The following is a 17,205-nucleotide window of genomic DNA, read 5'->3' as shown; positions in this document are numbered from 1 at the left end:
GGAGCCAGGTAGCCTTTCCTCCGTGCCCCGTCTGTCTGAAGTCATCGCCGAGCTCGACGCCCTCTGGCCCCCCGAGCGGGCCGAGCAGTGGGACGCCGTCGGCACGGTCTGCGGCGACCCCGACGCCGAGGTCCGCCGCGTGCTGTTCGCCGTCGACCCCGTCCAGGAGATCGCCGACGAGGCGATCGCCCTCGGCGCGGACCTGGTCGTCACGCACCACCCCCTCTATCTGCGCGGGACGACGACGGTCGCGGCCTCCCACTTCAAGGGCCGGGTCGTGCACACGCTGATCAAGCACGACATCGCCCTGCACGTCGCGCACACCAACGCCGACACCGCCGACCCCGGCGTCTCCGACGCCCTCGCCGGCGCCCTCGACCTGCGGGTCACCGGCCCGCTCGTCCCCGAGAACAACCTCGGCCGGATCTGCGAGCTCGACGTCCCCGAGACGCTCGCCGCCTTCGCCGCGCGCGCCGCGAAGCGGCTGCCCGCCACCGCGCAGGGCATCCGCGTCGCCGGCGACCCCGACATGGTCCTGCGCCGGGTCGCCGTCAGCGGCGGCTCCGGCGACAGCCTCTTCGACGTCGTGCGGGCCTCCGGTGTGGATGCCTTCCTCACCGCCGACCTGCGCCACCACCCGGCGTCCGAGGCCGTCCAGCACTCCCCGCTGGGCCTCGTCGACGCCGCCCACTGGGCCACCGAGTGGCCCTGGTGCGAGCAGGCCGCCGCCCAGCTCGACGAGATCTCCGACCGCCACGGCTGGGACCTGCGCGTCCACGTCTCGAAGACGGTCACCGACCCCTGGTCCTCACACCACACCTCTGGAGCCCCCAACTGAACGCCGCGCCCGCCGACCAGATCCGCCTCCTCGACGTCCAGGCCCTGGACGTCCGCCTCCAGCAGCTCGCCCACAAGCGCAGGTCCCTGCCCGAGCACGACGAGATCGAGTCGCTGACCAAGGACCTCACGCAGCTGCGCGACCTGCTCGTCGCCGCGCAGACCGAGGAGAGCGACTGCGCCCGCGAGCAGACCAAGGCCGAGCAGGACGTGGACCAGGTGCGCCAGCGCGCGGCCCGCGACCAGCAGCGCCTGGACTCCGGCGCGGTCTCCTCGCCGAAGGACCTGGAGAACCTCCAGAAGGAGATCGCCTCGCTGGCCAAGCGTCAGGGCGACCTGGAGGAGGTCGTCCTGGAGGTCATGGAGCGCCGCGAGTCCGTGCAGGAGCGGGTCGCCGAGCTGACCGAGCGCGTCTCCGCCGTCCAGGCCAGGACCGAGGACGCCACCGCGCGCCGCGACGCCGCGCAGGCCGAGCTGGACGCGGAGGCCGCGTCGGTCGGCAAGGAGCGCGAGCTCGTCGCCTCCTCCGTCCCGGCGGACCTGCTCAAGCTGTACGAGAAGCTGCGCGAGCAGCAGGGCGGCGTGGGCGCGGCGCGGCTGTACCAGCGCCGCTGCGAGGGCTGCCACATCGAGCTGAACATCACCGAGCTGAACGAGGTCCGGTCCGCCGCGGCGGACGCGGTGCTGCGCTGCGAGAACTGCCGCCGGATCCTGGTCCGCACGTCGGAGTCCGGCCTGTAATGCGGCGGCTGATCGTCGAGGCGGACGGAGGCTCCCGGGGCAACCCGGGGCCCGCCGGGTACGGCGCGGTGGTCCTGGACGCGGCGACCGGCGAGACGCTGGCGGAGCGGGCCGAGTACATCGGCGTCGCGACGAACAACGTCGCCGAGTACAAGGGCCTGATCGCGGGCCTGAAGGCCGCGCTGGAGCTGACGACGGACCTGGCCAACGTGTCCGTCCTGGTCCGGATGGACTCCAAGCTGGTCGTCGAGCAGATGTCCGGCCGCTGGAAGATCAAGCACCCGGACATGAAGCCGCTCGCGGCCGAGGCGGGCCGGATCCTCCCGGCCGGCCGGGTGCGCTACGAGTGGATCCCGCGCGAGCAGAACAAGCACGCGGACCGGCTCGCCAACGAGGCGATGGACGCGGGCAAGCGCGGCGAGCAGTGGCGGCCGGCGGACTCCACGGCCGCGTTCGACGCGGCCGCCGCCCGCAACGCGGCGGCCCTGCCGCCCGCCCCCGCCGGCCCGCCCGGCGACGCGGCGGCCGGCGCGGCGAAGGCCCGCGCGGCGCTGGTGCGCTCCGGTGCCGGCGGCGACTTCGAGGCCGCGGCGGGCGGCGCGCAGTTCGCCGTACGGCACGGCGGCACGACGGCCCCGGCGCCTGCGCAGGGCTGGAGCGGCGGTCCGGACATGGGCGCGCCGGCGACGTTCGTCCTGCTCCGGCACGGCGAGACGGCGCTCACCCCGGAGAAGCGGTTCTCCGGGAGCGGGGGCAACGATCCGGAGCTGTCGGCCGTGGGGTTGCGGCAGGCCGACGCGGTGGCCGAGGCGCTCGCCGCGCGCGGCACGATCCAGGAGATCGTCAGCTCGCCGCTGAAGCGCTGCCGCCAGACCGCCGAGGCCGTCGGCGCCCGTCTGGGCCTGGACGTCCGGGTCGAGGAGGGGCTGCGCGAGACGGACTTCGGCGCGTGGGAGGGCCTGACGTTCGGCGAGGTGCGCGAGCGGTACCCCGACGACCTGGATGCCTGGCTGGCCTCCCCGAAGGCCGAGCCGACGGGCGGCGGCGAGAGCTTCGCCACCGTCGCGCGCCGGGTGACGGCCACGCGGGACCGCCTCGCGGCGGCGTACGCGGGCCGCACGGTCCTGCTGGTCTCGCACGTCACGCCCATCAAGACCCTGATCCGCCTGGCGCTGGGCGCCCCGCCGGAGTCCCTGTTCCGCATGGAACTCTCCGCGGCGTCCCTCTCCGCCGTCGCCTACTACGCCGACGGCAACGCCTCCGTCCGCCTCTTCAACGACACCGGCCACCTGCGCGGCTGACGGTACGGCCGTGACCTGGTTCGTCAGCGAGGACGTGGACGCGTTTCTGGACGCCGCGGGGCCGGGCCTCGCGGGGGAGGCCGTGCGAGGGACCGTGGTGTGGACCGTCGCCGAGAGCGTGCGGCGGCAGGGGCCGTATGCGTTCGGGGACGTGGCACCCGCTCGGTTCGGGTGGTGGCGGGAAGGTGATGGGGGCGCGGTGACGGGGACGTTCGTCGTCACGCCGCCGCACCCTCCGGCGCTCGGGCCCATGACGGAGGCAGCGGCGCGGGCGCTGGCGGACGAGCCCGCCGTCTCCGACGCGACGGCCGTGCGGGGCGAGACCGCCGCCGTACGGGCCTTCGCGGACGCGCGCGGCGGGGACTGGGCCGTGGCCCGCGAGACGCGGCTGTTCCGGCTCGGCGCGCTCACCCCGCCCGAGCCCGCGCCCGCCGGCCGGGCCCGGGTCGCCGACCCGGCGGACGTACCGCTCCTCGCCGCCTGGTTCGCCGGTTTCGCCGCCGAGACCGGGGAGGGCGACCCCGCCGCGGACTGGACGCCCGCCGTGACGACCCGCGTCGCCGAGGGCCGGCTCACGCTCTGGGAGACCCCCGACGCCGGAGCCGTCGCCCTCGCGGGGCTCTCGCAGCAGGTCGCGGGCCAGACCCGCGTCTCCCCGGTCTTCACGCCGCGCGAGCACCGCGGCCGCGGCTACGCCGGGGCGGTCACCTCCGCGGTGAGCGCCGCCGCCCGCGCGGCCGGCGCGCGGGAGGTCCTGCTCTTCGCCGACCTCGCCAACCCCACCAGCAACGCGCTGTACCAGCGGCTCGGCTACCGCCCGGTGACCGACCACCTGGCCCTGACCAGGACCTGAGCCACCGGGCTCAGACCTCCAGCGCCGCGGCCTCGCGGGCCAGGCGCTCCACCCGGGCCCAGTCCTTCGCCGCGAGCGCGTCCGGCGGCAGCATCCACGTACCGCCGACACAGCCCACGTTCGGCAGCGCGAGGTACGACGGCGCGGACGCCGCGCCGATGCCCCCGGTGGGGCAGAAGCGGGCCTGCGGCAGCGGACCGGACAGCGACTTCAGGTACGGGACGCCGCCCGCCGCCTCCGCCGGGAAGAACTTCATCTCCGGCACCCCGCGCTCCAGGAGCGCCACCACCTCGGACGTCGTCGAGACGCCCGGCAGGAACGGCAGCCCCGACGCGCGCATCGCGTCGAGGAGCCCGTCCGTCCAGCCGGGGCTCACCAGGAACCGCGCCCCCGCGGCGGCCGCGTTCGAGACGTTCGCCGAGGTCACGACCGTCCCCGCCCCGACGATCGCCTCCGGCACCTCGTCCGCGATCGCCCGGATCGCCTCCGCCGCGGCCGGCGTCCGCAGCGTCACCTCGATGGCCGGCAGCCCGCCCGCCACGAGCGCCCGCGCCAGCGGCACGGCATCGGCGGCGTCCTCGATCACGACGACGGGGAGGACGGGGGCAAGGTCGAGGACGCTCATCATGCGGCCATCGTGCCCATCCCGCGCGCAGGGCGCAATGGCCGTTGCGCAGAGCGCAACGAAACCTCAGTGGATCTCGTCCACCAGCACGTCCAGCGCCCCCGCCTTCGCGCCCTGCTCGACCACGTACCCCAAGTCCCGCAGAACAGTCACCAGCTCCGCCGGGCTGTCCGGAACCGCGCCCGACTCCAGCAGGCTCCGCACGATGCGCCCCTTGGTGGCCTTGTTGAAGTGGCTGACGACCTTCCGGGTCGGCGCGTGGAGGACCCGTACCGTCGCCGTGCGCTGCGCCACCGCGCCCTTCGGCCGCCACGCCGCCGCGTACGCCGACGAGCGCAGGTCCAGGACCAGCCCCTCGCCCGCCGCCTCCGGCAGCACCTCGGCCATCGGGCCCCGCCAGTGCGCGCCCAGCGCGCCGAGCCCCGGCAGCTTCACGCCCATCGAGCAGCGGTACGACGGAATCCGGTCGTCCACCCGCACCGCGCCCCAGAGCCCCGAGAACACCAGCAGCGAGGCCCGCGCCTGCTTCCGCGCGGCCGCGTCCAGCGTCGCCAGGCCCAGCGCGTCGTACAGCACACCCGTGTAGATCTCCCCGGCCGGCCGCGCGCCCGCCGTGCGCAGCCCGGCGTTCTTCGCGACCTCGCCCCGCAGGCCCTCGCTCAGGCCAAGCACCTCGCGCGCCTTCTCCTCGTCGGCGGCGCACAGCTCGACCAGCTCGTCCAGGACGGCCGCCCGTGCCTCGGCGAGCCCCGGCAGGGACAGCGACTCCGGCTTCAGCGGCGCCCCGCCCCCGGAAGCGGCCTTACCCTCCGACGGCGGCAACAGCACGAGCACGGCGATTCTCCTTCGTACGTACGGGGCAGGGGGTGCGGCCCCCGAAGGCCGGCCACGAGCGGAACGGCCCGGCCGGCCCCGCCCAGCCTACAAAGTGCCGCACCAGGCCCCCCGCCATACGCTCGGTCCATGCCCCGCCGCCATCTCCACGTGACCGGTGCGGCCGAGACGCCGCTGCGCGCCGCGCTGCGCGCCCTGCGCACCGGGCTCGCGATCCCCGACGCCTTCCCGCCCGAGGTCCTCGCCGAGGCGGAGGCCGCGGCCCGCGCCCCGCGGCTTCCCGCCGACGACGCGACCGACCTCCCCTTCTTCACCATCGACCCGCCCGGCTCGACCGACCTCGACCAGGCCATGCACCTCACCCGGCGGGCCGACGGGGGCTACCGCGTCCACTACGCCATCGCCGACGTCGCTGCGTTCGTCGCGCCCGGCGGAGCGGTCGACGCCGAGGCCCACCGCCGGGTCCTCACCCTCTACTTCCCCGACGGCAAGGTCCCGCTGCACCCGCCCGTCCTCTCCGAGGGCGCGGCCAGCCTCCTCCCCGGCGAGCCCGTGCCCGCCCTGCTCTGGCGGATCGACCTCGACGCCGACGGACGCCGGGTCGCCACCGACGTCCGCCGCGCCCTCGTCCGCAGCCGCGCCCGCCTCGACTACGCGGGCGTCCAGCAGAAGATCGACGACGGCACGGCGGAGGAGCCGCTCGCCCTGCTGCGCGAGATCGGACGGCTGCGGGAGGCGCTGGAGGCCGAGCGCGGCGGGATCTCGCTCAACGTCCCCGAGCAGGAGATCGTCGCGCGCGACGGCTCGTACGCGACGGTGTACCGCGCGCCGCTGCCGGCCGACGGCTGGAACGCCCAGATCTCCCTGCTCACGGGCATGGCCGCCGCCGACCTGATGACCGCCGCCGGCACCGGCGTCCTGCGCACCCTGCCCACCGCCCCGGACGGCGCGGTCGCCCGGCTGCGGCGCTCGGCGAAGGCCCTCGGCGTCGACTGGCCGCACCACGTCTCGTACGCGGACGTGGTCCGCCGCCTCGACCCGCGCAACCCGCGGCACGCCGCGTTCCTCCAGGACTGCACGGCGCTGCTGCGCGGCTCGGGCTACACCGTCTTCACCGACGGCAGGCTGCCCTCCCCGGCGGTCCACGCGGCGGTCGCGGACGAGTACACGCACTGCACCGCGCCGCTGCGGCGGCTGGTCGACCGGTACGCGGGCGAACTGTGCCTCGCGGCGGTCGCGGGCCGCGAGCCCCCGGAGTGGGCGACCGCGGCGCTGGCGGCACTGCCGGAGGAGATGGCGCAGGGCACGCGCCGGGCCAACACCGTCGAGCGGGAGAGCGTCGACCTCGTCGAGGCGGCGCTGCTGCAGGGGCGGGTGGGGGACGTCTTCGACGCGTACGTCATCGACGTGAAGGAACGGGAGCCGACGGTCGGTACCGTCCACCTCGACGACCCGGCGGTCGTCGCCCGCGTGGCGGGCGGCACGGACGAGCTACCGCTCGGCAACTGGCTCCGCGTACGGCTCACCCAGGCCGACCCGGCCGGGTCGAAGGTCCAGTTCACCCCGGCGTGACGGCGGGCGGCCCGGCGTCCGCCGCCGGCCGGGCCGCGTCCGCCGGCTCGTCCAGCCGGGCCGCCGTCCGCTCCCGCAGCGCCGCGACGAGGGAACGGGCGTCGTCGGCGTGGAACCGCAGCACGGTCACGAGGCGCCGGCCGCCCAGGAAGCGGGGAGCGTCGACCGGCTCTGTCAGTTCGACCGTCACCGACGTCTGCGAACCGACCGCGAGGTTCAGCTCGCCGTCCCTCTTCTCATGGGTGAACAGCAGCTCGTGGCGGACCGACGCGATCCGGTCCAGCGGCACCCGCACGTCGACATGGGCCGCCTGCCGCAGCCGCAGCTCCCCGTCGGACAGCACGTGCGGGCGGATCACCGACGCGGCGTGCAGACCGAGCACGAACAGGACGGTGTACACGTCCAGGACCAGCACGATCGCGTGCACGACCGGCAGGTCGACCAGCAGGTACGACATGCCGACGGTCTCCACCAGGCAGACGAAGGCGAAGCCGTACATGAGCGCCGCCTGGTCGCGGGCGTGGCCGAAGGCCCGGTCGCCGGCCGTCACCCCGATCCGCCGGCGGCCCGCCCACAGCACGAGGCTCGCCATCAGCCGCAGCTCGTGACCGATGAGCCGCAGCACCGGCTCGGGCACGAGCTCTCCGACGGCCTCCCGTGCCGACAGCCCGCTCCGCCGCAGCCGGGCGTACGCCGCCACCTCGACCGCGCACAGCACGACCACCAGCAGCTCGGCCCCGAACAGCACCCCGGCGGGTATCCGCACCCCGGCGACGAGGCAGACGGCGAGCACGAGCTCGAAGGGGAGCGCGGTGTACGCGAGCGCGCGCAGCACCCGAAGCAGCGCCTTCACCGCGCACGCTCCTGCACCAGCCGCAGTGCCTGCAGCACGACGGCCTCCTGGGCCGGGGCGAGGTCGGCGAAGAACGCGGCCGCCAGACCGCCGTCGGCCGGCAGGGCCGCGCCGTCGCCGAGACCGGCGACCGCCTCGTCGGGCAGCAGGTCCGCCAGGAACCGCGCCGCCTCGGCGACCCGCGGGTCGGCCGGCTCCGCGTCGGCGAGGGCGTCGAGCCGGGCGTACAGCTCGTGGGCCCGCTCCGCCGCGCCGGGGGCCTCGGCCATGTGGCGCATGGTGTCCATGAGCCGGTCCCGGGCCTCGCCCTCGGGGGCGACGGTCTCCAGCAGGGCCAGCATCTCGCGGTCCTTGGCGGCCATGGGCGACTCCGGCCGCCCGGCGGAGGTCCGGGCCACGTCGTGGAAGAGGGACGCGAGCGCCGGGGACACCGGCCCCTCGGCCGCCAGCTTCCCCTCCCGGGCCTGCACGAGCAGCCCGGCGAGCCGCTCCCGCCGCTCGTGGATGAGCGCCTCCTGCCGCCGCAGGTCCTCGTCCAGTTCCTCCAGGACCTCGACCAGCTCCCGCCCGCCCTCGTCCGCGAGCACGTCCCGCACCTCGTCGAGCCCGAGGCCCAGCTCGGTCAGCCGCCGGATCCGCGCGAGCAGCACCGCGTCGCGCACGGTGTACGCGCGGTACCCGTTGGCCCGCCGCACGGGCTCGGGCAGCAGCCCGAGGTGGTGGTAGTGCCGCACGGCCCGCGGAGTGACCCCGACGAGCGCGGCGATTTCGCCGATTCGCATGGACCCAGTACAAACCCTGACGCTGCGGCAAGGTCAAGCGTGACCGCCCCGGCAGGTAGCATGGTCGGCACGGCAGACGAGCCGGGCGGACGGCCGCGTGGCGATCTTCGGATCGTCCCGAGGAACGTCCGGGCTCCACAGGGCAGGGTGGTGGGTAACGCCCACCCGGGGTGACCCGCGGGACAGTGCCACAGAAAGCAGACCGCCGGGGACCTCGGTCCTCGGTAAGGGTGAAACGGTGGTGTAAGAGACCACCAGCGCCTGAGGTGACTCAGGCGGCTCGGTAAACCCCACCCGGAGCAAGGTCAAAAGGGGACACCCCGGTGTCCCTGCGCGAACGTCCGAGGGCTGCCCGCCCGAGTTCGCGGGTAGACCGCACGAGGCCGGTGGCAACACCGGTCCTAGATGGATGGCCGTCTCCCCGGCCGCCGCGAGGCGACCGGGCGACAGAACCCGGCGTACAGCCCGACTCGTCTGCCCCTCCTTCCTCCCGGGGCGCTGCCCCGACGCGCCGCGAGTGGCGCAAGGTCCCTGCCGCCGGCGGGCGCTCGGTGTACCGGTGGGGGTTCCGTCGGACCTCACCGGAGGGCAGGAACGTGACCATCCCCGTCGAGCAGCTCAGCGACCCCACCGTGCGCGCCTTCGTCACCGCGCTCAACGCCAACGACCGGGAGGCGTTCTTCGGCGTGCTCGCGCCGGACGCCACCATGGCCGACGACGGGTCCGAGCGGGACCTGCGGCAGTGGACCGACAAGGAGGTCTTCTCCTCCCACGGCCGCATGGACGTCGAGTCCGAGTCGGACGGCGGGCTCGCGCTCGTGGCCGACTACCGGAACGACACCTGGGGCTCGATGCGGACCGCCTGGCGGTTCACCGTCGACGGCGGGAAGGTGACCCGGTTCGAGACCGGGCAGGCCTGACCCCGCCGCCGCGCATACGTTCGCGATACGGGCCTCCGGCTTTCCTGGGGGCATGAACCACAAGGCATTGCGCCGGGCCGTGCTCCTCGCCCCGGCGGTCCTCGCTCTCGCGGGCGGGCTGTTCGTCCTGCGGCGGCCACTGCTGATGTCCGCGCCGACCTGCCTGGCCGGGCGGTGGCACGGCTGCTACGACACGTTCAACGGCGTGGTGCTCATGACGCTGGTCGCGCTGCCCCTGGCCGTCCTGGCGGCGTGGGCTCTGGCGCGCCGCCGGCGGGCTGCCGGGGTCGCGGACGCCTGGCGGCTGTCGCTCGCCGAGGTCGGGATGGTGCACGGGACGGTCCCGTTCGTGTGGCTGACGATGATGCCGGGTGACGGGGCCGGCGTGGTCCCGGCGCGGGTGAGCCTGGTGCCGCTGCGGGACCTTGTCACCATGGGGACGCTCGGGATCGCCGGCAACCTGCTGGTCTTCGCGGCGCTGGGCTTCTTCGCCCCGATGCGGTGCGCCGCGCTGGCCACCGTGCCGCGGGTCCTGGCGCTGGGGGCGGGCTGCTCGGTCCTGGTGGAGACCGCCCAGTTCGTGCTGCGGCTGGACCGGGTGTCCTCCGTCGACGACGTCCTCGTCAACGCCACCGGCGCCCTCCTGGCCGGGCTGGCGTCGCGCCGCTGGTGGCGCACGCGGACGGAGAACCCGGCCCCGGACCGGGAGCGGCCCGTGCCGGTACTCGTGCGCTGAGCCTCGTACCGGGTCGCGGACGGGGAGCGGCCCGTGCCGGTACTCGTGCGCTGAGCCTCGTACCGGGTCGCGGACGGGGAGCGGCCCGTGCCGGTACTCGCGCGCTGAACCTCGTACCGGGCCCCGGACCGGGAGCGGCCCGCGCCGGCGCTCGTCGGCTGAAGCCCCCCGCCCGCCTCCATACGCTCGCGATACGGCGCGCTGCCTAGGCTTCGGCGCATGCGCGTACTGATCGTGGAGGACGAGCCCTACCTGGCCGAGGCCGTCCGTGACGGCCTCCGCCTGGAGGCGATCGCCGCGGACGTCGCCGGCGACGGCGACACCGCCCTGGAGCTGCTCGCCGTGCACTCCTACGACCTCGCGGTCCTCGACCGCGACATCCCGGGCCCCTCCGGCGACGAGGTCGCCCGGCGCATCGTCGCCTCCGGCAGCGGCCTCCCGATCCTCATGCTGACCGCCGCCGACCGGATCGACGACAAGGCGTCCGGCTTCGGTCTGGGCGCCGACGACTACCTCACCAAGCCGTTCGAGCTGCGCGAACTCGTGCTGCGGCTGCGCGCGCTGCACCGCAGGCGCGCGTACGCCCGGCCGCCCGTCCGGGAGCTCGCGGGCCTGCGGCTCGACCCGTTCCGCCGGGAGGTCTTCCGCGAGGGACGCCCCCTGGCGCTCACCCGCAAGCAGTTCGCCGTCCTCGACGTCCTCCTCGCCGCCGAGGGCGGGGTCGTCAGCGCCGAGGAACTGCTGGAACGGGCCTGGGACGAGCACGCCGACCCGTTCACCAACGCCGTGCGCATCACCGTCTCCGCCCTGCGCAAACGGCTCGGCGAGCCCTGGATCATCGCCACGGTGCCGGGCGTCGGCTACCGCATCGAGACGGGCCCCGGCCCCGATGCGTAGACGCCCCGGGCTCAGCGCCCGACTCAGACTGACCCTCAGCTACGCCGGGTTCCTCGCCGTGGCGGGCGCGCTCCTGCTCGCCGTGGTGTGGCTGTTCCTGCTGCGCTACGTGCCCGACAACTCGCAGGGCCTGCTCGGCATCTCGCCCAACCGCTACCTGCTCGTCCGCACCTTCGGCCCCGCCGCGGCCGTGGCGATGCTCTTCCTGCTCGTGTTCGGCCTCGCCGGCGGCTGGATCCTGGCCGGGCGGATGCTCGCGCCGCTCACCCGGATCACCCAGGCGGCGCGGACGGCCGGCGACGGGTCGCTGTCCCACCGGATCCGCATGGAGGGCCGCCGGGACGAGTTCCGCGAACTCGCCGACGCCTTCGACACGATGCTCGAACAGCTCGCGTCGCACGTCGCCGAACAGCAGCGGTTCGCGGCCAACGCGTCCCACGAGCTGCGCACTCCGCTGGCCGTCACGCAGTCGCTGCTCGACGTCGCGCGCCGGGACCCCACGCGGGATCCGGCCGAGGTCCTCGGCCGGCTGCAGGAGGTCAACACCCGGGCGATCGGCCTCACCGAGGCGCTGCTGCTGCTCAGCCGCAGCGACCGGGGGACCTTCGCCCGCGCGGACGTCGACCTCTCCCTCCTCGCCGAGGAGGCCGCCGAGATGCTGCTTCCCCTCGCCGAGCGGCGCGGGACCACGCTCGACGTCACCGGCGACGTCGTGCGCGCCCACGGCTCCGCGGAGCTGCTGGCGCGGATGGTGACGAACCTCGTCCAGAACGCCGTCGTCCACAACCTCCCGGCCGGCGGCACGGTGACCGTCCGCACCGAGACGCGGGACGGCCGGAGCGTGCTGCGGGTCGAGAACACCGGTCCGCCGCTGCCGCCGGAACGGGTGCCGACCCTCGTCGAACCCTTCCAGCGCGGCACGGAACGCGTCCGCACCGACGACCACGCGGGCGCCGGCCTGGGCCTGGCCCTGGTGCACAGCATCGTCCGCGCCCACGACGGCGCCCTCGACCTCGCCGCGCGCCCGGAGGGCGGCCTCGTCGTCACGGTCCGGCTGCCCGGGGCTCCGTAGCGGGGAGGGGGGACTAACCCCGCCCGATGTACGGCATCGTCGTCGCCATCACCGTGGCGAACTGGACGTTCGCCTCCAGCGGCAGGGACGCCATGTGGACCACCGTGCGGGCCACGTCCGCCGCGTCCATGACGGGTTCGGCCTCCAGCCGGCCGTTCGCCTGGAGGATGCCGGTCTGCATGCGGGCCGTCATCTCCGTGGCCGCGTTGCCGATGTCGATCTGGCCGCAGGCGATGCGGTACGGGCGGCCGTCCAGGGAGAGGGACTTCGTCAGGCCCGTCATGGCGTGCTTCGTCGCCGTGTACGCCACCGAGTGCGGGCGCGGCACATGCGCGGAGATCGAGCCGTTGTTGATGATCCGGCCGCCCCGCGGGTCCTGCTCCTTCATCGCGCGGAACGCGGCCTGGGCGCACAGGAACGAGCCCGTCAGGTTGACGTCCACCACCTGACGCCAGGTCTCGTACGGCAGGTCCTCCACCGGTGTTCCGCCACCCGCGAAGGAGCCCGCGTTGTTGAAGAGCAGGTCCACGCGGCCGAAGCGGGACCGGACTTCGGCGAACAGGGCCGTGACGTCGTGCGGGTCCGTGATGTCGGTGGGGACCACCAGAGTCTCGCCCGCCGCCTGACGCGCCGTCTCCTCCAGGGGCTCGCGCCGCCGGCCCGCGAGCGCCACCCGCCAGCCCGCCTCCGACAGGGCCAGCGCCACGCTCCGGCCGATGCCCGAACCTGCTCCCGTCACCACTGCGATGCTCATGGGCGCGCAGCGTACGGGAGATCGGTGCACGGAACACTCATCCGTCCGACACGCGGATGTTCTGTACCCGACAACCCAGGGACGTCCCGCCCCACTCGAATGCCTCTCACCGCAGCCGTCAGGGGAGGGGCACATGACCACAGCGCAGCGACACGATCCCGAATTCCGCGCCGCCGCACAGCACTTGGGCCGCCGCAGATTCCTCACCGCCACCGGAGCCGCCGCCGCGCTCGCCTTCGCCGTCCAGCTCCCGTCGGCCGGCGCGGCCGCCGCCGCGGAGCTGGACGCGCGGCGGATCTCCGAGGACCCGTTCACCCTCGGCGTGGCGTCCGGCGACCCGCTGCCCGACTCCGTCCTGCTCTGGACCCGGCTCGCGCCGCGCCCCTTCGAGCCCGACGCCGGACTGCCCCGCGAGCGCGTCTCCGTCCACTGGGAGCTGGCGCACGACGAGCGGTTCACCCGCATCGCCCGGCGCGGCCGCGCCACCGCCCACCCGGAGTTCCACCACACCGTCCACGTCGAGGTGCCGCACCTCGAGTCCGGCCGGCGCTACTACTACCGGTTCCGCGCCGGCGACTGGGTCAGCCCCGTGGGCCGCACCCGCACCGCGCCCGCCGCGGGCAGCCGCCCCGCCCGGCTGAAGCTGGCCGCCGTGTCCTGCCAGGCGTACCACGACGGCTGGTTCACCGCGTACGGGCACCTCGCCCAGGAGGACCTGGACGCCGTCTTCCACCTCGGCGACTACCTGTACGAGTACGCCGTCAACGCCACCGGCGGCGTCCGCGCCTACACCGACCGCCGGCTGCCGGCCGTGTTCAACCGGGAGACGGTCACGCTGGAGGACTACCGGCTCCGGTACGCCCTCTACAAGTCCGACCCCGACCTGGCCGCCGCCCACGCCGCGCACAACTTCGTCGTCACCTGGGACGACCACGAGACCGAGAACAACTACGCCGGCGGCATCCCCGAGAACGACGTCCCGCCGGAGGAGTTCCTGCTGCGCCGGGCCGCCGCGTACCGCGCGTACTGGGAGAATCAGCCGCTGCGCCTGCCCCAGCGGCCCGAGGGCCCGGACATGCGGCTCTACCGCCGGCTCCACTTCGGCGAGCTGGCCCAGTTCGACATCCTCGACACCCGCCAGTACCGCTCCAACCAGGCGTACGGCGACGGCTGGCAGGTCCCCGGCCCCGAGTCGGAGGACCCGGGCCGCACGATGACCGGCGAGACGCAGGAGCGCTGGCTGCTCGACGGCTGGCGCGGCTCGCGGGCGGTGTGGAACGTCGTCCCGCAGCAGGTCGTCTTCTCGCGGCGGCGGAACGTCCCGACGCCCGACTTCAAGCTGTCCATGGACTCCTGGGACGGCTACCCGGCCTCCCGCCGGCGGCTCCTCGACGGGGCGGCCGCGGCCGGCCTCGCCAACCTGATGGTGCTCACCGGCGACGTCCACGTCGGCTACGGGCTCGACATCAAGGCCGACTTCGACGACCCGGGCTCCCGGACCGTCGGCACCGAACTGGTCGCCACCTCCATCAGCAGCGGCAAGGACGGCTCCGACCGGCCGGCCAACCACGACGCCCTCACCACCGCCAACCCGCACATGAAGTTCTACAACGGGCGGCGCGGCTACCTGACGGTCGAGCTCGGGGCGGAGCAGGCCCGCGCGGACTTCCGCACCGTGTCCAGGGTCACCACGCCCGGCGCTCCGATCGTCACCGCGGCCTCGTACGTGACGGAGGCGGGCAATCCGGGCCTGACCCCCGCCTGACGGCCGCCGGAACCCTTAGGATGAGGAAGGTTTCAAACTTCAACAACTTGACGGACTTCACGACCTCGACGGCAAGGAGCAGCGGATGACGGAGCGCGGAAGGGTCGCCACCGGCGAGGCGGAGATAACCGGCGGCTCCGTCGCCGCCGCCCGGCGCACGGGGCTGCTGGTCACCCTCGTCCTCGGCGGCCTGACCGCCCTCCCCCCGCTCTCCATGGACATGTACCTGCCGGCCCTGCCGCAGGTCACCGACGCGCTCCGCGCGCCCGCGGCCACGGTGCAGCTCACCCTCACCGCCTGCCTCGCCGGCATGGCCCTCGGCCAGCTCGTCGTCGGCCCCATGAGCGACAAGTGGGGCCGGCGCCGCCCGCTGCTCGTCGGCATGCTGATCTACGTCGCCGCCACCGCCGTCTGCGCCTTCGCCCCCGGCGTCGAACTGCTCGTCGCCTTCCGGCTGCTGCAGGGCCTGGCCGGCGCGGCCGGCATCGTCATCGCCCGGGCCATGGTCCGCGACCTGTACGACGGCGTCGAGATGGCCCGGTTCTTCTCCACGCTCATGCTGATCTCCGGCGTCGCCCCCGTCGTCGCCCCGCTCATCGGCGGCCAGATCCTGCGGATCACCGACTGGCGCGGCGTCTTCCACGCGCTCGCCGCCGTCGGCGTGCTCCTCACCTTCGTGGTCTGGCGTCACCTCCACGAGACCCTGCCGCCCGAGCGGCGGCACTCCGGCGGCGTGGGCCAGGCGCTGCGGACCATGCGCGGACTGCTCGCCGACCGGGTGTTCACCGGCTACGTGCTGGCCGGCGGGCTCGCGTTCGCCGCGCTCTTCGCGTACATCACGGCCTCGCCCTTCGTCGTCCAGGAGCTCTACGGGGCCTCGCCGCAGACCTTCGGCCTGCTCTTCGGACTGAACTCGATCGGGCTCGTCGCGGTCGGCCAGATCAACGGCAAGCTGCTGGTCGGCCGGGTCAGCCTGGACAAGGCGCTCGGCTTCGGACTGACCGTCATCACGCTGGCCGCGGTCGCGCTGCTGCTGATGACCGCCGGGGTCTTCGGCGACGTGGGCCTGACCGGGATCGCCGCCGGGCTGTTCGTGCTGATGTCCGCGATGGGCCTGGCGATGCCGAACACCAACGCCCTGGCCCTGATGCGCACCCCGCACGCCGCGGGCTCCGCGTCCGCGCTGCTCGGCACCTCGTCGTTCCTGATCGGCGCGCTCGTCTCGCCGCTGGTCGGCATCGCGGGCGAGACCACCGCGGTCCCCATGGCCGCGGTCCAGCTGGGCTGCGCGCTGGCCGCCCTCGCCTGCTTCCTGCTGCTGTGCCGCCCGTGGCGGGCGGCACCGGCCGGGCCTACTCCTTGATCCGGTACGCGATCAGATGACGCCGGTCCCTGGCGTCCGTCCAGCGGAACAGGCCCACGCCCAGCGTCTCCGCCTGCGGGAGCCGCATGTTGGGGTCCAGGAGCTCCGGCTCGCCGGTGAACATGTCGACCGTCAGCGGCGCCCCCGCGCCCGCGAGGGCGTCCCGGGCGTTGCGCGCGCCGGCCGCGCCGTACACGATGCCCTCGTCGCCGACCGAGACCAGCGTGAGCCGGTTCGAGCCGTCCGGGTCCTCGAAGCAGTAGCCCTTCTTCTGCTCCAGGTCGAAGGCGAGCGCGCCGGACACCAGGTAGCGGCCGTCCGGGGAGACCGCGGCCGCCGGGTACTCGCTCGGCGCTATCGTCGGCCGGCGGCACTCCGCCTGGACCACGATCTTGCCGGTGTCGAGCGCGTGCACGGCCCAGATCTCGTGGGTGGCCGCCTTCTTCGACTTCGGAGCGTGGTGCCAGCGGGCCAGCAGGTGCTTCGACGTCACCGCGGTCGGCAGACCGCTCGTCGCGTCCGCGCCGCGCGGGGCGACCGTCCGGCTGAACCAGCCGCCGCGCACCCAGAACTCGCGTGCGCCGCTGACCACGAGGCCCTTCTCGGTGACCCCGATGACCTCGGTCAGGGTGCGGCAGTTCGTGCAGCCGCTCGGGTAGCCGAGCTTGTCCGCCGGGGTCGAGGACACCTCGCCGGTCTCCGGGTCGACGACCGCGTTCTTCGCCTTGCCGTCCGCGATCAGGATGCCGGGGCCGGTGCCGGTGACGATCGGCGCCTCGGTCCACGGGACCTCCACGCGGCGGCGGGTGCCGTCGGTGGTGTCGTAGATGTCGAGGGAGACGAAGTACCCGGTCGAGTTCAGGCCCTCGCCCGCGGTGCTGCCGTACGACCAGGCCACGAAGTACTGGCGGTCGCCCTTGGACACCGAGAGCAGACGCGGGAAGCTGCCCGGGGCGGACAGCGGCCGCCAGGGGTCGCTCGCCCACTTCGTCGCGCCGGTCCGGGCGTCCACCGCCCGCAGCCGGAACTGGACCTCGCCGGCCCGCTCCAGATAGCCGACGAGGCCGGAGGACAGGGCGAGCGCGTACTCCGGGGAGGCGTCGGGGGCCTCCCAGCCCTTGCCGGTGTCGTAGCCGTCGGGGACGGTGAGCTTGGTCGCCGGACCGGAGACCTTGACCGGCTTCTTCTTCTTGGCCTCCTCCGCCGCCTCGCCCGCGTCGCACATGGAGAGCAGCAGGAGCAGCAGGAGAATCCCCAGGCCGCCGAGCATGCTTCCCCGGACGAACCGCTCGCGCGGCGT

Annotated in this window: 17 protein-coding genes and 1 other RNA gene; 12 read left to right on the top strand and 6 right to left on the bottom strand. The window is 74.5% G+C overall.

Annotation, left to right across the window (positions count from 1 at the left end):
* Window positions 1-22 precede the first annotated feature (22 nt).
* From ACNJ93_RS08595 to ACNJ93_RS08580, 4 genes are read left to right on the top strand one after another with little or no spacing between them, the layout of a single operon-like run.
* Window positions 23-838 (top strand): Nif3-like dinuclear metal center hexameric protein, encoded by an 816-nt coding sequence (locus ACNJ93_RS08595; RefSeq protein WP_418956762.1) that lies wholly within the window; start codon window positions 23-25, stop codon window positions 836-838.
* Complete coding sequence (locus ACNJ93_RS08590; protein WP_418961347.1) at window positions 835-1,578, top strand: zinc ribbon domain-containing protein; 744 nt, start codon at window positions 835-837, stop codon at window positions 1,576-1,578. The genes ACNJ93_RS08595 and ACNJ93_RS08590 overlap by 4 nt, the downstream gene beginning before the upstream one ends.
* A complete protein-coding gene (locus ACNJ93_RS08585) occupies window positions 1,578-2,879 on the top strand; it encodes a bifunctional RNase H/acid phosphatase (protein ID WP_418956761.1) in 1,302 nt (433 codons plus the stop codon). Before ACNJ93_RS08590 ends, ACNJ93_RS08585 begins: the two co-directional genes overlap by 1 nt.
* 10 nt (window positions 2,880-2,889) lie before the next feature.
* The gene (locus tag ACNJ93_RS08580) at window positions 2,890-3,732 is read left to right on the top strand and encodes a GNAT family N-acetyltransferase (protein ID WP_418956760.1); all 843 of its coding nucleotides are present in this window, start codon (window positions 2,890-2,892) and stop codon (window positions 3,730-3,732) included.
* Between the two features lie 10 nt (window positions 3,733-3,742).
* On the opposite strand, the gene eda is transcribed toward ACNJ93_RS08580, so the two are convergent.
* Together eda and yaaA are read right to left on the bottom strand one after the other, a co-directional pair.
* Window positions 3,743-4,360: a bifunctional 4-hydroxy-2-oxoglutarate aldolase/2-dehydro-3-deoxy-phosphogluconate aldolase gene (gene eda / locus ACNJ93_RS08575; RefSeq protein ID WP_418956759.1), complete on the bottom strand. Its 618-nt coding sequence runs from the start codon at window positions 4,358-4,360 to the stop codon at window positions 3,743-3,745.
* Between the two features lie 63 nt (window positions 4,361-4,423).
* On the bottom strand, window positions 4,424-5,191 hold the full coding sequence (gene yaaA, locus ACNJ93_RS08570) for a peroxide stress protein YaaA (protein WP_418956758.1): 768 nt from the start codon (window positions 5,189-5,191) through the stop codon (window positions 4,424-4,426).
* A 129-nt stretch (window positions 5,192-5,320) separates the two neighbouring features.
* Between yaaA and ACNJ93_RS08565 the strand changes: the two genes are divergently transcribed.
* Window positions 5,321-6,763 carry an RNB domain-containing ribonuclease gene (locus tag ACNJ93_RS08565; RefSeq protein ID WP_418956757.1) on the top strand — a complete coding sequence of 481 codons (1,443 nt, stop codon included), beginning with the start codon at window positions 5,321-5,323 and terminating at the stop codon, window positions 6,761-6,763.
* Here ACNJ93_RS08565 and ACNJ93_RS08560 read toward each other — a convergent pair.
* Together ACNJ93_RS08560 and ACNJ93_RS08555 are read right to left on the bottom strand one after the other, a co-directional pair.
* Entirely contained in the window at window positions 6,750-7,616 is an 867-nt protein-coding gene (locus ACNJ93_RS08560; RefSeq protein ID WP_418956756.1) for a hypothetical protein, read from the bottom strand. The genes ACNJ93_RS08565 and ACNJ93_RS08560 overlap by 14 nt on opposite strands.
* Window positions 7,613-8,398 carry a MerR family transcriptional regulator gene (locus ACNJ93_RS08555; protein ID WP_418956755.1) on the bottom strand — a complete coding sequence of 262 codons (786 nt, stop codon included), beginning with the start codon at window positions 8,396-8,398 and terminating at the stop codon, window positions 7,613-7,615. The genes ACNJ93_RS08560 and ACNJ93_RS08555 overlap by 4 nt, the downstream gene beginning before the upstream one ends.
* A gap of 77 nt (window positions 8,399-8,475) precedes the next feature.
* Between ACNJ93_RS08555 and rnpB the strand changes: the two genes are divergently transcribed.
* The 5 genes from rnpB (at window position 8,476) to ACNJ93_RS08530 (ending at window position 12,023) form a co-directional block, all read left to right on the top strand.
* Window positions 8,476-8,875: RNase P RNA component class A (gene rnpB / locus ACNJ93_RS08550), an RNA gene on the top strand.
* Window positions 8,876-8,994: 119 nt separating this feature from the next.
* Window positions 8,995-9,318 (top strand): nuclear transport factor 2 family protein, encoded by a 324-nt coding sequence (locus ACNJ93_RS08545; protein ID WP_418956754.1) that lies wholly within the window; start codon window positions 8,995-8,997, stop codon window positions 9,316-9,318.
* A 52-nt stretch (window positions 9,319-9,370) separates the two neighbouring features.
* Window positions 9,371-10,054 carry a VanZ family protein gene (locus tag ACNJ93_RS08540; RefSeq protein ID WP_418956753.1) on the top strand — a complete coding sequence of 228 codons (684 nt, stop codon included), beginning with the start codon at window positions 9,371-9,373 and terminating at the stop codon, window positions 10,052-10,054.
* 219 nt (window positions 10,055-10,273) lie between these two features.
* On the top strand, window positions 10,274-10,951 hold the full coding sequence (locus ACNJ93_RS08535; protein WP_418956752.1) for a response regulator transcription factor: 678 nt from the start codon (window positions 10,274-10,276) through the stop codon (window positions 10,949-10,951).
* On the top strand, window positions 10,944-12,023 hold the full coding sequence (locus tag ACNJ93_RS08530) for a sensor histidine kinase (RefSeq protein WP_418956751.1): 1,080 nt from the start codon (window positions 10,944-10,946) through the stop codon (window positions 12,021-12,023). The genes ACNJ93_RS08535 and ACNJ93_RS08530 overlap by 8 nt, the downstream gene beginning before the upstream one ends.
* Window positions 12,024-12,036: 13 nt before the next feature.
* Here the strand turns inward: ACNJ93_RS08530 and ACNJ93_RS08525 are convergent, their stop codons facing one another.
* Window positions 12,037-12,777 (bottom strand): SDR family oxidoreductase, encoded by a 741-nt coding sequence (locus ACNJ93_RS08525; RefSeq protein WP_418956750.1) that lies wholly within the window; start codon window positions 12,775-12,777, stop codon window positions 12,037-12,039.
* 133 nt (window positions 12,778-12,910) lie between these two features.
* Here ACNJ93_RS08525 and ACNJ93_RS08520 point away from each other — a divergent pair, with 133 nt between their 5' ends.
* Both ACNJ93_RS08520 and ACNJ93_RS08515 read left to right on the top strand, forming a co-directional pair.
* The gene (locus ACNJ93_RS08520; RefSeq protein WP_418956749.1) at window positions 12,911-14,542 is read left to right on the top strand and encodes an alkaline phosphatase D family protein; all 1,632 of its coding nucleotides are present in this window, start codon (window positions 12,911-12,913) and stop codon (window positions 14,540-14,542) included.
* 85 nt (window positions 14,543-14,627) lie between these two features.
* Window positions 14,628-15,905, top strand: a complete 1,278-nt coding sequence (locus ACNJ93_RS08515; RefSeq protein WP_418956748.1) for a Bcr/CflA family multidrug efflux MFS transporter — start codon at window positions 14,628-14,630, stop codon at window positions 15,903-15,905.
* Here ACNJ93_RS08515 and ACNJ93_RS08510 read toward each other — a convergent pair.
* Window positions 15,895-17,175 (bottom strand): hypothetical protein, encoded by a 1,281-nt coding sequence (locus tag ACNJ93_RS08510; protein WP_418956747.1) that lies wholly within the window; start codon window positions 17,173-17,175, stop codon window positions 15,895-15,897. The genes ACNJ93_RS08515 and ACNJ93_RS08510 overlap by 11 nt on opposite strands.
* Window positions 17,176-17,205: the final 30 nt, after the last annotated feature.

It is taken from the genome of Streptomyces tritici, from assembly GCF_048500665.1.
Classification (GTDB): Bacteria; Actinomycetota; Actinomycetes; order Streptomycetales; family Streptomycetaceae; genus Streptomyces; species Streptomyces tritici.
This window is presented reverse-complemented; position numbering and strand designations above follow the sequence as displayed.

Excerpts from the sequence above, each read along its gene's own strand:
- ACNJ93_RS08525 (WP_418956750.1), bottom strand. The coding sequence starts at position 12,777 with ATGAGCATCGCAGTGGTGACGGGAGCAGGTTCGGGCATCGGCCGGAGC.
- ACNJ93_RS08530 (WP_418956751.1), top strand. The coding sequence starts at position 10,944 with ATGCGTAGACGCCCCGGGCTCAGCGCCCGACTCAGACTGACCCTCAGC.
- ACNJ93_RS08515 (WP_418956748.1), top strand. The coding sequence starts at position 14,628 with ATGACGGAGCGCGGAAGGGTCGCCACCGGCGAGGCGGAGATAACCGGC.
- ACNJ93_RS08520 (WP_418956749.1), top strand. The coding sequence starts at position 12,911 with ATGACCACAGCGCAGCGACACGATCCCGAATTCCGCGCCGCCGCACAG.
- ACNJ93_RS08540 (WP_418956753.1), top strand. The coding sequence starts at position 9,371 with ATGAACCACAAGGCATTGCGCCGGGCCGTGCTCCTCGCCCCGGCGGTC.
- eda (WP_418956759.1), bottom strand. The coding sequence starts at position 4,360 with ATGATGAGCGTCCTCGACCTTGCCCCCGTCCTCCCCGTCGTCGTGATC.
- ACNJ93_RS08535 (WP_418956752.1), top strand. The coding sequence starts at position 10,274 with ATGCGCGTACTGATCGTGGAGGACGAGCCCTACCTGGCCGAGGCCGTC.
- ACNJ93_RS08510 (WP_418956747.1), bottom strand. The coding sequence starts at position 17,175 with ATGCTCGGCGGCCTGGGGATTCTCCTGCTGCTCCTGCTGCTCTCCATG.
- ACNJ93_RS08585 (WP_418956761.1), top strand. The coding sequence starts at position 1,578 with ATGCGGCGGCTGATCGTCGAGGCGGACGGAGGCTCCCGGGGCAACCCG.
- ACNJ93_RS08555 (WP_418956755.1), bottom strand. The coding sequence starts at position 8,398 with ATGCGAATCGGCGAAATCGCCGCGCTCGTCGGGGTCACTCCGCGGGCC.
- ACNJ93_RS08565 (WP_418956757.1), top strand. The coding sequence starts at position 5,321 with ATGCCCCGCCGCCATCTCCACGTGACCGGTGCGGCCGAGACGCCGCTG.